General features: G+C 68.1%; 10 protein-coding genes. 3 read left to right on the top strand and 7 right to left on the bottom strand.

The features are described from left to right. Positions 1-6: 6 nt before the first annotated feature. The 5 genes from OHZ10_RS28900 to OHZ10_RS28920 form a co-directional block, all read right to left on the bottom strand. Positions 7-1,764 (bottom strand): putative porin, encoded by a 1,758-nt coding sequence (locus OHZ10_RS28900; RefSeq protein WP_342705110.1) that lies wholly within the window; start codon positions 1,762-1,764, stop codon positions 7-9. A 137-nt stretch (positions 1,765-1,901) separates the two neighbouring features. Beyond that, on the bottom strand, positions 1,902-2,597 hold the full coding sequence (locus OHZ10_RS28905) for a TonB family protein (protein ID WP_342705111.1): 696 nt from the start codon (positions 2,595-2,597) through the stop codon (positions 1,902-1,904). Between the two features lie 4 nt (positions 2,598-2,601). Further along, a complete protein-coding gene (locus OHZ10_RS28910) occupies positions 2,602-3,012 on the bottom strand; it encodes an ExbD/TolR family protein (RefSeq protein WP_027780971.1) in 411 nt (136 codons plus the stop codon). Between the two features lie 19 nt (positions 3,013-3,031). Next, the gene (locus OHZ10_RS28915; RefSeq protein WP_059240963.1) at positions 3,032-4,837 is read right to left on the bottom strand and encodes a DUF2341 domain-containing protein; all 1,806 of its coding nucleotides are present in this window, start codon (positions 4,835-4,837) and stop codon (positions 3,032-3,034) included. A gap of 66 nt (positions 4,838-4,903) precedes the next feature. Continuing rightward, the gene (locus OHZ10_RS28920) at positions 4,904-6,556 is read right to left on the bottom strand and encodes a ShlB/FhaC/HecB family hemolysin secretion/activation protein (protein WP_226196354.1); all 1,653 of its coding nucleotides are present in this window, start codon (positions 6,554-6,556) and stop codon (positions 4,904-4,906) included. 798 nt (positions 6,557-7,354) lie between these two features. Between OHZ10_RS28920 and OHZ10_RS28925 the strand changes: the two genes are divergently transcribed. Continuing rightward, on the top strand, positions 7,355-7,918 hold the full coding sequence (locus OHZ10_RS28925) for a hypothetical protein (protein WP_340624803.1): 564 nt from the start codon (positions 7,355-7,357) through the stop codon (positions 7,916-7,918). A 33-nt stretch (positions 7,919-7,951) separates the two neighbouring features. Next, the gene (gspK, locus tag OHZ10_RS28930) at positions 7,952-8,947 is read left to right on the top strand and encodes a type II secretion system minor pseudopilin GspK (RefSeq protein WP_342705112.1); all 996 of its coding nucleotides are present in this window, start codon (positions 7,952-7,954) and stop codon (positions 8,945-8,947) included. A 28-nt stretch (positions 8,948-8,975) separates the two neighbouring features. Here the strand turns inward: gspK and OHZ10_RS28935 are convergent, their stop codons facing one another. After that, a complete protein-coding gene (locus OHZ10_RS28935) occupies positions 8,976-10,637 on the bottom strand; it encodes a type II toxin-antitoxin system Phd/YefM family antitoxin (RefSeq protein ID WP_342705113.1) in 1,662 nt (553 codons plus the stop codon). A gap of 164 nt (positions 10,638-10,801) precedes the next feature. On the opposite strand from OHZ10_RS28935, the gene OHZ10_RS28940 reads away from it, so the two are divergent. Beyond that, the gene (locus OHZ10_RS28940) at positions 10,802-11,626 is read left to right on the top strand and encodes a hypothetical protein (protein ID WP_059240960.1); all 825 of its coding nucleotides are present in this window, start codon (positions 10,802-10,804) and stop codon (positions 11,624-11,626) included. 236 nt (positions 11,627-11,862) lie between these two features. Here OHZ10_RS28940 and OHZ10_RS28945 read toward each other — a convergent pair whose 3' ends face one another. Next, a complete protein-coding gene (locus OHZ10_RS28945; protein WP_081052017.1) occupies positions 11,863-12,123 on the bottom strand; it encodes a FecR/PupR family sigma factor regulator in 261 nt (86 codons plus the stop codon). Positions 12,124-12,202: the final 79 nt, after the last annotated feature.

Consider the following 12,202-nt stretch of genomic DNA (forward strand, 5'->3'; position numbering starts at 1 on the left):
CTCCGGTCAGAAGCGAGCGTTGAGCTCGATCTGCAGCACGTCGACCGATACCGGCGGCCCGTACACTTCCTTCGAGCTCAGGTAGCGGGCCGACACCCATGTATCGCGCGCGACCGCATACGCGGCGCCGATCACGTAGCCGCGCGCGTTGGTGCCGCCGAGATGGAAGTCGGGATCGTTGAACGCGTCGAGCACGGCGTCCGGCTGCAGGTACTTGTACGCGATCGAGAAATTCCACTGGCCCTTCTCGCGCGGCTCCGGCTCGCCGACCGTCGCCTTCGCGAGGAAGCCGTTCGGGCCGCTGCGATAGTCGGCACGTGTCGCGTTCACCGTCGTCGATTCGTAGTTGTTGACCGGCAGCGACGCCGCCGCAAACGCCTTGTTGTCGTTGTACGCGAGGTTGCGCACGTATTCGCCGTCCAGGCGCAGCTTGAAGCGGTCGGCCACCACCGTGTCCCACTGCGCCTTCAGGTCGAGCAGCCGGTAGTTGTACGCGAGCCCGAAGAGTTGCGGCTGCGGCGTCATCCCCGGCGCGAGGTTCGGGTTCTGCACGATGTTGCGCAGCGCGATCAGCGTGTTGCCGCCCTGCATGAACGCCGGCGCCTGGTTGTCGGTGCTGCAGTTCGTCGCGCCGAGATACAGCGCGCACGGCGACGACAGCGTGCCGCGCATGTTCTGGAAGTCGTAGTACGCGACCGCACCGCGCAGCCGGTTCTTCGCGTCGATCTTCCAGTCCGCGCCGAACTGCGCGCCGAACATCCATTTCGTGTCGCTGCCGGCCTTGTCGGTGCTGTTCGACGGGAAGTTCTCGCTCGTGTACTGGATCGGGAACACGCCGAGCGTGCCGAACAGCGTGACGTCCGGATTCCACGGCAGCGCATGGCGCAGGTTCGCGGCCAGCCCGTCCATCATCAGGTCGTCGGAGAACACGAGATCCGACTTGAAGAACGGATTGTCGAAACGGCCGGCCGTCAGGTTCAGCCACGAGGTCGGCTTGTACGCGAAGAACGCCTTGTTCAGCCAGATGTTCTTCTTCCCCCAGCCGCCGCCGGCAGTCGACGTCGTCGATACGGGCCCGTTGTCGTTGCCGCTCGCGAGCTGGAGGCCGGCCGTCATGTCGTCGGACAGCGTCGCGGTCACGCCGAGCCGCGCACGGTAGCGCAGCAGGTTGTTGCGGTTCTGCGTGGTGTTCTGCGTCGGCAGCTGCGTCGTGTTGGTGTTCGGGTTGATGTCGAACCCGCCGCCCTGGTTGATCGCCGCGAAGTTCGTGACGTTGTTCGCGTTGCGGCTGCCGTAGAAGTGATACTCGTCGCGCACGCGCAGGTCGCCGTCGAGCTTGATGCGCGACACCCAGTCGGGGAACGTGTTCGGCTGCGCCCAGTTCTCGGACTTCGCCTGCGCGATCACTTCCTGCTTCACCTGGTCGCGGATCTGGTCGCGCACGAGCTGCGGCACATACGGCACCGCGACGTCGCCCGGCTGCGTCGGCGGGTTGACCACGCCGCCCGCCACGACCGGTGCGCCCGACGCGCGGGCCGCCCTGGCCTGCGTGGCTTCGGTACGCGCCTCGCTGATCAGCTGGTTCGCATTCTGCTGCGTGAGCACGCCGCGCTTGACGAGCAGGTTGATCAGGTTGATCACCACGCTTTCCGTCGGCGCGACCTTCCCCGATGCCGCCTGCGTCTCGAGCGACTGCCCGTGCGCGACGGATGCGCAGGTCAACCCGAGCATGACCACGGCGGCACTGACACGCGAGCGCCTCATCTGCACTCCTTCATTGCCGTCATGCTCGCCGCAATTTCTCTTCTTCCGAATCATTCCAGCTCTCCGCGTATCTACTGTATTTTTCCTGGCACAGCCCTCTCGCCGGACCCGCCCCGTGATTCCCGTACCGCCCCCGTCTAGCTCCGTCCGGTCAAAGTCACCCACTTCGGATAACGCACGCCGGGAGGCGGTGGTTCGTCGATCTTGCCGATCGACTCGATCGACGCGACGATCGCCGCATCCAGCCTCGGATCGCCGGTCGATTGCGTAATCTCGACCTTCGTGATGTGCCCGGCTGGGTCCAGCCACAGATTCAGGCGGACCGTGTACCGATTGCCGCCTGCCTCCTGCACGTGCTTGTCCTGCTGAACCGCGTGTTGAAAGACGCTGCTGAGATACTGCGAGTAACCGTCACTGCCAAACGTCCCGCCGCCCCCACCACTGCCGACCATCCCCGAGCCGTCGCCCGCGCCGATGCCGAAGTTGTCGCTGCCGGCCTGCGCATCGGCATTCATCGTCATCTGCTTCGGCTGGTTGTCCGACGGCTTCGGCGCCTCGGACGGCTTCGGCGCGATCGTCGGCCGGTCGACCGGCGTCTTGACCTCTTCCTTCACCTTCTCGGGCGGCGGCTTCTGCTTCGGCGGCGGAGGGGGCGGCGGCAACGGGATCACCGTCGTCACCTGCGGCGCGCTCACGCGCTTCACGCCCGCGGTATCGCCCGCGAAACGCCAGATCAGCACGGCCAGCCCCGCGAGCACGAGCGCGATCGCAACCGGCTTCACGAAGCGGCCGGGGCCTTTCTGCGGCGGGCCGCCGTTGTAGGTCATTTCCATCGCGCTAGCCGCCCTGCTTCGCCTTGCCGGTCACGAGCCCGACCTGCGACAGGTCGAGGCGGCGCAACAGGTCGAGCACGTCCATGACCTTCTGGTACTGCACGGCCGCGTCGCCCTTCAGCACGATCGGGAATTCCGGATTGGTCGCCTTCTCGGTGCGCAGCCGGCTTTCGAGTTCGTCCATCGTCACCGGATACGCGTCGAGGAACACCTGCCCCGAATCGGCGACCGTGATCGCCTTCGTCTTCGGCTTCGCGAGACTCGCGGACGAGCTCGCCTTCGGCAGGTCGACCTTGATGCCCTGCACCGACGCGGTCGTCATGATGATGAAGATGATCAGCAGCACGTACGCGAGGTCGAGCATCGGCGTGATGTTGATGTCGTCGTACGGCTTGTCGTCGTCCTGAACCTGCATGGTGGTCTCCTGCGTGCGGTCAGTCGGCCAGCACCGCGTGATCGGGCGCGCGGTGGGCTTCGGCGAGGCGCGTGACGAATTCGTCGACGAACACCTGCATGTTCGCGGTCACGTTCTTGTTGCGGATCAGCAGGTAGTTGTAGCCGAACAGCGCCGGAATCGCGACGAACAGGCCCGTCACCGTCGCGAGCAGCGCGGCCGCGATACCCGGTGCGATCGCGTTCACGTTCACGTCGCCGGCCGCCGCGATCGCAGCGAACGTGATCATCACGCCGACCACCGTGCCGAGCAGGCCGAGGAACGGGCCGCCCGAGATCGCGATCGTCAGCAGCACCATCGATTTCGACAGCTTCTGGTTCTCGCGCACGAGCGTCGCGTCCATCGACGCGCGGATCGCCTCGATCGATTCGGACGTGATCACCGTGCGGCCGTTGCCGTCCACGCGGCTGTGGATCTCATGCACGCCGGCCTGGTACAGCCGGTACAGCGACGACTGGTACAGCCGGCGGCCGTCGACGCTCGCTTCGTCGACATGCGCGAGACCGACCAGGTGACGCCCGGCCACTTCGCGGAAGCGCTGCACGAAATACAGGTTCGCCTTGTCCACCGTGCCGACGTAGCGCGCCTTCGTCCACATCACGACCCACGACACGAGCGCCATGCCGAGCAGGATCGCGATCACGACCCACGCATCGACGGTCACCGACTGCACGATCACGCCGAAGTAGCCGAACCCGAAGCCCGACTGCTTTTCATCGGCGCCGTACGCGACGAGCTTCGATTCCGAGCCCTGCGCGAGCGCGTCGACGGCGATCGCCGCCGGCGAACGCGCGATCTTCGACAGACGCAGTTCGTCGAGCGCACCCGCATACGCGGCAAACCCGGCCGGTGCGCCGGCGGCGTCCGCACCGACCGTCGCCGCGCCGTTCAGCGCCGGCAGCGTCGCCGCGACCTGCGCGGCCTGCTTGCCGTTCACGTAGACGGTCAGGTTCTTGCCGTCGGCCGTGACGGCGAGATGGGTCCACTGGTTCGCCGCGACCGGCGGGACGGCCGGCGTGCGCACCGGCGCCGGATTGTTGGCCGCGCCGTCGGCTTCCGCGAACGGCACACCGTTGTCGAGACCGATCAGCAGCGCGTTCGCGCCGTCGCGGTGGCTGTACAGCAGCGTGTTCGCCGCCAGCGCCGACGGCTTCACCCACACGCTGAACGTGAAGCTGCCACCGGCCGGCACATTCAACGACGCGCTCGCCGGCAGCGTCAGCGACCCCGTGCCGTCGAACCGCGCGCCCTTGCCGACGATGCCGTCCTCGACCGTGCGGAACGACGCGTTCGGCGCGTTGTTGCCGTACGCAGTCGCATCCTTCGGCGGAGCGCCCGCCGCGCCGTTGAAGTGGTAGACGAGCGTGTAGTCCGCATCGAACGTCTCGGCCGGCTTGCCGCCGTCCGGCGCCTTCTTGTTGCCGTAGTACATCCAGATCGACTCGGCGGCACCGGCCGGCATCTTCGGCACGTCGACCCAGATGAGGGCGACGCCGAGCACCGGATCGTATTGCTCGACATGGAAATTCAGCGGCGTCTTGTCGTCGGCGGCGACGAAGCGGATATCCGCGCCGTTGTCGGCCAGCCCGTCGAACTGGAAGTTGCCGGCATGCAGGCGGATCAGCAGCGGCACGCGGCCGGCCGATTCCGCGAGGTTCGCGCCTTTCGCGCTCGCGTCGATCGTGATCGCCTTCCGGTACGACCAGTCGTTCTGCCACCATGCGTTCGCGATGCCGGGCAATACGCCGAGCATCACCGCCAACAGGAAAAACAAGACTCGCTTCACGATCCACTCCCCGAATGGGCGGGCGCCGCGCTCGTCGCATCGCCCCGCCACGATCAAAAAAAACCGTCAGAACCCCAGCCTTACGTAGAAATCGAACCGCGGGCTGTACTGCCGCGTATAGACGCCCGCCTTCAACGGCCAGCCCGCCTCGAAATCCGCGCTCGCGTACTTCATGAGCTGCAGCCGCGTGCCGACGCCGACGCTCATCAGGTTGAAACGCGCCGTCTGCTCCGGCAGCGGGCTCAGCAGCCACAGGTGCGCCGCGTCGAAAAATGCGTGGAAGCGCCACTCGTTCAGGCGGCTGCCGACCGCGCCGCCGAGCCACTTCGCGACCGACGGGCTGCGCAGCTCGACCGACGCGATCACGCCGCTGTCGGCCGTGTTCTCGGCCTGCATGTAGCCGCGCACGCTGTTCATCCCGCCCGCGGCGAACTGCTCGCTCGACACGAGCGGCGAGTTCGAGATCTGTGCGTTCACGTGCGCATTGGCCTGCATGTCGTTCGCGAAGCGCTGCGTGTGGTTCACGTCGAACTTGCCGTACACGAAATCGGGCGTCGCGTTGTAGCGCTTGTTGTCCCAGGCGCCCCAGTCGCTGCCGAGGCCGCGGATGTTGGTCGTCAGCGACGCGGAGAACGACGTCTGCGAGTTCTTCAGGCTCAGCTGGCCGTTGTACGACAACGTCACCGGCACGTACGTGAGCGGCGCCTTCGAACCGCCCTGGCCCGGCAGCGACACGTCTTCGTCGTAATGCTTGCGGTCGATCTCGATGCTGACCGAATGCGCGTAGGTCTCCGACGCCGGCAGTGAATAGATCGCGGTGAAGCCGTACGTGGTGCCCTTGCCGAGCACGTTGGTGTTGCCGACCGACGCCACGTTGCTGTCCGAATGCACGACCGTCGCGAGGAAGCTCCAGCGCGAATCCTTGATCGGCGCGAGATACGAGAACGCGTAGACACGCGCATCGTTCGGATGCTGCGGCGCGATCACATAGGTGCCGGAAATCACGTGGCCGAGCTGCCAGAGATTCGAATAGCTGAGGCTCGCGGTCGTGCGCAGCGTCGACGTGCCCGGGCTGTTGTCGTTGTTCAGTTCGAGCGAGCCGTGCAGCGGGCTGCGATCATCGACCTTCAGGTCGACGTCGACCGTCTGCGGCAGCGCGCCCGGTTTCAGCACCGGGATCACCTGGCGGTCCGCCGAGCGGTTCAGGTCGGTGAGCTGCTGCTGCGCCTGGTTGAAATCGGGCACCTGGCCTTCAGCGAGCGCGGGCACCGCGTCGCGAATGTTCTGCGGCGAGTTGTACTTCGCGCCGTCCACGCGCAGGCGCCCGACCTTTGCCTCGGTCACCTTCAGCAGGATCACGCCGTTCTTGACCTGCTGCTGCGGCAACTCGACGACGACCGACTGGTAGCCACGGTCCTGGTACGCCTTCTGCAGCGCATCGCGCGCCGCGTTCACGTCGGCGAGCGTGCGGCCCGGCCCTTCGAACGGATACACGGCCTTCTCGATCTCGAGCGTCGGCAACATCGTGTTGCCGCGCACCACGAAGGCGTTCACGTCGAACGACTGCGGAGCGGCCGGCGCCGCCTTCACGGCCGGCGCGGCTTCCTGCGCATGAATGCCCGGCGCGACGCTCAACCCGCCGGCCAGCACCGCACCGGCCAGGCATCGGCAATTCAGCCGCCATCGTTCGCGTGACTTGCGGTCTACTCTCGGCGGCATGCGCCATTCCCCTTTTGTTGTTCCGGATCGCGGCGAAGCGGCCTGCACCCGCCGCTCGCTTCGCTATCAGTTGCCTGTTTCACTTTGATGACGATTGATTCGCCATCCTTATCATGATCTGCGCAATGCTTTTCCCGAATCCCGTACCCGGTGCGTTCGACCGCATCTACCGGAAAGGACGAAGCGAATCCGGAAAACCCGCAACTTGCGATGCGCATCGTCACGACCGGCCGCCCGACGACGCATCGGCACTGTTGCGTCGATCGGCGACCGCCGTCGTGCGCGGCGTACGAGTCGCCGCTCTCACCTACCTAGACGGAACCGGGCGCGCATTGCCGCAAACTTTTTTTTCGCAGGCCGTCCGGCTCGACGCCGGAAACGGGACAAGGCCGCCAGCGGGCGGCCTGCAATGCGCGCGCAACGAGCATCCGCGCGCATCGCGCGGGACGTTGTGCAGGAATGTGCGTGGCCCCCGTTTCGTGTGCGTATCGTCCGCCGTGGCCGTCAAGGCGCCCGCACGTCGCGCGCATGCGCGATCGCCGGCAAACGAATTGCCGCTCCGAAGGCGTCGCGCCAGGCGCGCCCCCTGTGGCGGCACGACAATCCTCGGGTTTCAACCGGGAAGTTTTTGTGACATTCCGCCGAAGATATTCACGAAACGCCCGCGAGACCGTTTCCGCACGCCGGGTTTGCGATGCGGCGCCGTGCAACGTATCCAGGTCATGCGAAATCCTGCGGTTTGCGGCGGCCCGCTTCGTCCTAGCTATTGGGTAAAAACATCAACGACGGGATCGATCCATGTCATTCGCCACGATGTTCGCGCGGTGGCTCGCCGCTCGGCTGTCCGGCCATACCGCGACCGCCGGCCGGCAGCCTGACCTGTTCGCCGGGGCGCGGCGTCCATTGCGCTGGCGCGCGCCCTGGCTGGCCTGGCAACTGGCGTCGTGGTGCGTGCTCACGGTACTCGCACCGCCGATCTGGACGATCGGCACGCTGCTGCTGATCAATGCGTCGAGCGACCAGCCGCTGTTCTGGATGCTCGCGATGGCAATCGTGCCGGTCGCCAACGGCGCCGCGATCGTCGCGACGAACCAGCGGCATCACCGCACCCCGTTCACGCGGCGCACGACGGTTGCGCTGTACCTGTTCTTCGTCGCGATGGCGGTCGGCTGCGCGCTGTTCGTCCTGCTGCTGTGGCGCTCGCATACGATCGCTTCGCTGGTCGGCCCGCTTGCCCTGACAGCCGACGGCACGCATCCCGCCACGCTCGCGTTCTGGGTGGCCGGGCTCACCGCGATGTTCGGCGTCACGTCATCTGCGCATGCGAGCATCGCACACGCGTGGCTGGCGTTCGAGCCCTGAGCGCCATCGCGCCGCGATAGCAGGAGCATGCGCATGCATCGACATGGAAGATCCGGAAAGGCGCGGCGGCCGCGCGAACGCGGCATCGCGATCGTGACGGTGCTGCTCGTCGTCGCACTGGCGGCGACGCTCGCGGCCAGCGTGCTGTGGCGCCAGCAGGTCGCGACGCGCGACGTCGAGAACCAGCGGCTGGCCACGCAGACGATGTGGGTCGAACGCGCGGCGGTCGAATGGGCGCGCGCCACGCTGCGCGCGCAGAGCGCGACGTCGAACGTCACGTTCGTCGGCCAGCCGTGGTCGTCGCCGGCCGCCGACGTGCAGCTCGCCGACCTGCTGCCGCCCGATGCCGCGGCGGTCAACGCGGAACTGTCGCGCGCGTGGGTTTCGGGTCATGTCGAGGATGCGCAGGCGCGCTTCAACCTGACGAACCTCGTGATGCGCATCGCGCCCGGCAAGCCGTGGCAGGCCAACGGCGAAGGCGTGCTCGCCTACCGGCGGCTGCTCGGCCAGCTGTCGCTCGATCCCGGGCTCGCGCAGCAGACGGCCGACTACATGCTGCGCTCGCTGCGCGACACGAACGGCCCCGGCGGCTGGCCGCTGCAGCTCGTTTCCATCGACGATCTCGCGCGCGTGCCCGGCTACGATACGCATGCGATCGAGACGCTCGCGCCATACGCGACGGTCCTGCCGGATCTCACCACCGTCAACGCCAATACCGCGGCCGAGCCCGTGCTCGTCGCCGCGATCCCGACGCTGTCGCCCAGCCAGGCCAAACGGCTCGTCGACCGGCGCGGCACCGCGTATTTCGTCAGCACCGGCGACGTCGCCGAGTACCTGCTGCCCGCGCGCGGCGGCAATCCGACGCTGCCGGACGGTTCGGTCGTCGGCGTCAACAGCACCTACTTCATCGTCCATTGCCGCGTGCATTCGCCGCGCATCAACGCGCGCGTCGACACGCTGATCGCGCGCTACGGCAGCGGCAATTTCACGTGGACCTCGGTGATCTGGGTTCACCGCCTGACGAGCTGAGCGCGACGCCCGCGCGCCGCGCCGCCGGCTAGTTCAGCGACGATTCGCTCAACGCAACCGCACGCATGCCCTGCGTCGCCGCGCCGTCGAACGACAGCCGCGTGAGGCTCGTCTCGCGCACCTCGCCGAGCAGCCGGTTCCAGTCGTCGATCGACACGAGCAGCGCGATCGGCCGGTTGTACTTGGTCACCATCACGAGTGCTTCGCCCGCGTGCCGCAGCGCCTTCGACGGATTGCTGCTGAAATCGCGCGTCGCCATTGCGATCGTGCGCAGGCTGAACACGTTCGCGGCCGGATCGCCGCCGTCGTCGTGCAGCAGGCTTTCGAGCGTCGCCGCGCGCAGCAGCGCCTGCGATTTCGCGGACAACCGGTTGTCGCGGCGCCTGCGCCGCTCGCTGCGCGGATCGACGTGCACGGCCAGCATCCGCACGATCTGGCCGAGCGTCGCCGCCGGCAACTGGTCGTAGCGCCGCCACCAGTCGGGCGGCAGCGCGATCATCATCCCTGCGTAGGTGGCCGCGACGCCGTCGGCGATATGCGCCGGCACGCGTTCCGCGTCGCGTTCGTCGAGGCCGAGTGAGCCGGCGACGACACGCGCCATCACGCTGAACGCGTTGTATGCGAGTGCCGCGATCCCGCTCGCGAGCAGCGACGCGCGCGCGGGCACGCCGCCGAACGGCATGCCGTCGAATACGGCATCGAGCGGCAACGGCAACGCGTCGCGCCAGCGGCGGCGCGCCATCTGCATCACCTGGCACGCGTCGAACTGTTCGGCCGGCAGGTTGGTCAGCACCGCGACCGTCGCGCCGTCATCGGGCGCGTGGCGGCGCCATTCGATCCGCCTGAGCGTACCGGCCGTATCGCCGTCGCCCGCCGTGCCGACCGCCTGCTCGCGCACGTCGCCGCCGTCCAGCGGACCGGCATCGCGCCAGCCGCCGGGCGGCCGGCACGCAACCGCGGCGCCGTCATCGCGCAGCACGAACGCGCCGCCGCGGCGCGGCCAGCCCGACACGATCGCATCGGTATCGAAACGGCCGTCGACGATCCACAGCTCGCCGGGCCGCACCGTTTCCAGCAGTGCGCCGACGAACGCACGTTCGTGCGCACGGCCGCGCTCGACCGGCAGCAGGTCGACGATCATCGCGAGATCCGGATCGTAGACCGGCAGCACGCGTGCGCCCGTCACGCCGATCGCTGCGTCGCGCACCGGATCGTCGCACGCGCGGCCGCAGCCGCAACCGGCTGCGGCGGGCGCGCAACCGGCGCCGTCCAGCACGCGCAGCCGCATGCCGCCGGACCCGCCCGCCCGTTCGTCGGCCCGCGCCGCCGCGACAGGCAGCAGCAGATCGGCGCTGTCCCGGACGAGCGCACGCCCCCAGCCGGCCCGCCATCGGCTCATGTCGTCGTGCAGCGCGGCCACGGCGGCGGCGGATGCGGACGACGCATTTCCCGCCGCTGGCTGCTGTACCTGAGGCATCTGCATCTGCGTCTGCGTCTGCGCGGCCAGTGCCGCGATCGCGTCGACCGCGAGCGCGAACAGCGTCTCGCGAATCGACTCGTCGTCGAGCGCTTCGTCCGCGTCGGCCGCCGTGTCGATCCAGTCGTCATGCAGCGCGCACTGCAGCACGAGCCGCGTCATGATCGTCATCGGGCTCTGTTCGACGAAGCGTTCCACGATCGTGCGCATCATGCGGTCACTCCCCACTGTTCGGCCAGGCCAGCCGGCTGGCCGGCGTCGCGGCGCATTCGCACTTGACGGGCCGTGCGCGACACCGCAGCATCGTGGGCGACCCGATCCGCGCGACGATGCGCCGTCGCGGCGGTCCGCCCGCAATCGATGCACGAGGCACCGGCATGTACGTAGATCCACGCGTGGCGCACGGCCGCGCCCGGTTCGACCTGAGCGGCTCCCCGCGGCTCGTCGCCGACGAGCGCCGCTGGGAAATCAGCGACGTCGTCACGCGCGGCATCGACGATTTCACCGGCGTGCGCAACCGCCGCAACCTGCTGCGGCTGCTCGAGCGCCAGATCGCGCCGAAGCTCGCGCGCCTCGGGCTCGAGCCGTACGTGGGCGCACTGGGTCACGTGGAAGGGCTGTTCGTCAATTTCTCGACGATGAGCGCCGAGCACGGCCTGCGCGAATTCCAGCTTCAATTGACGGTGCCCGATCTCGTGCTGCGCAGCTTCGCGTCGAACGCCATCCGGCCGCACGCGGTCGCGCGCTGCATGCAGCGCAACGGGGTGATGTCGCTCGCGGAAATCGAGCATGAGACGCGCATCGCGTTCGTCGCGGCGCGCGTGATGCGCTCGCTGGCCCTCGCGGAAGGCTGGCAGCAGATCGGCGTGCCGACGCCGCACGGGCTGTTCGTCGGTACGCTGACCGACGCGCACGACGTCGCGATGAATACCTATTTCCGCCCCGGCGACAACGATCGTCCGTCGCGCTGGAGCGGCTTCTCCGCCCTCTTCTCGACGATGCCGGACTGGCGGCCGGAACAGGTCCGGCACGGTGGCGAACTGCTGCATTGGATGGTCAACCATATTGTGGCCCTGCAAGAATCCGCACCGTTCGTCGAACGTTTTCCCTTTTTGCGCGAGCCGCTGCGCGACGCCGGCGATCCGCTCGACGCCGCATGGAGCGGCGCACGCGCCGGCCTGCAGCACGGGTCGCCATCCTGAATCGTGCAGCCGGGCTTTCGTGGCCCGGCCGGCGCAATCTCGCCGCGCGCCGGCCGCCGTGCGTGCACGGCGATCCGGAAGCCCATTCCGGCTCCCGTTCCCCGGTCTCCCTGCCGCGGCCCCGCTTTGCGGCCGCGCTTCATGGCCCCTCTTCACGGCCCCCTCGCTCTCTCATATACAAGGTCGAAGCGGGTGCGCCTAACCCGCAGACTTTATTGAAACGCCCGCCCATCCCGTCAATGCGTGCGCGTCGACCCGCCCGGCTCGCCAGGTTCCTGGCGGCCGACCAGTTCCAGCACGGCCCACATCCAGATCAGTTCGCGGACCGTGCGCGCATGCTCGTCGCTCTGCGCGCGCCAGCGCCCGAAGGCGTCGCGCTCCTGTTCCGTCGTGTCGCCGGCGCGCAACCACAGCAGCCAGCGCACCGCGCCCTCGCGGATTGCGTCGGCGCGCGTGTTCGCGTCGCCGGAATCCGTATCCCGTTGCGATTCGTTCATGATCACGCCACCGCCCGAAGCTCATTCGACACACCTTCCCCGCACCGCGCATCGCTGCGCGGCCGGGGCGCTTGCCACC

Source organism: Burkholderia arboris, assembly GCF_038723655.1.
In the GTDB taxonomy this organism is placed as follows: domain Bacteria; phylum Pseudomonadota; class Gammaproteobacteria; order Burkholderiales; family Burkholderiaceae; genus Burkholderia; species Burkholderia arboris.

What these genes read in the sequence shown, in the direction of transcription:
- OHZ10_RS28910 (WP_027780971.1), bottom strand. Translation starts at nt 3,012, where the DNA reads ATGCAGGTTCAGGACGACGACAAGCCGTACGACGACATCAACATCACG.
- OHZ10_RS28905 (WP_342705111.1), bottom strand. Translation starts at nt 2,597, where the DNA reads ATGGAAATGACCTACAACGGCGGCCCGCCGCAGAAAGGCCCCGGCCGC.
- OHZ10_RS28925 (WP_340624803.1), top strand. Translation starts at nt 7,355, where the DNA reads ATGTCATTCGCCACGATGTTCGCGCGGTGGCTCGCCGCTCGGCTGTCC.
- OHZ10_RS28935 (WP_342705113.1), bottom strand. Translation starts at nt 10,637, where the DNA reads ATGATGCGCACGATCGTGGAACGCTTCGTCGAACAGAGCCCGATGACG.
- OHZ10_RS28945 (WP_081052017.1), bottom strand. Translation starts at nt 12,123, where the DNA reads ATGAACGAATCGCAACGGGATACGGATTCCGGCGACGCGAACACGCGC.
- OHZ10_RS28900 (WP_342705110.1), bottom strand. Translation starts at nt 1,764, where the DNA reads ATGAGGCGCTCGCGTGTCAGTGCCGCCGTGGTCATGCTCGGGTTGACC.
- OHZ10_RS28920 (WP_226196354.1), bottom strand. Translation starts at nt 6,556, where the DNA reads ATGCCGCCGAGAGTAGACCGCAAGTCACGCGAACGATGGCGGCTGAAT.
- gspK (WP_342705112.1), top strand. Translation starts at nt 7,952, where the DNA reads ATGCATCGACATGGAAGATCCGGAAAGGCGCGGCGGCCGCGCGAACGC.
- OHZ10_RS28940 (WP_059240960.1), top strand. Translation starts at nt 10,802, where the DNA reads ATGTACGTAGATCCACGCGTGGCGCACGGCCGCGCCCGGTTCGACCTG.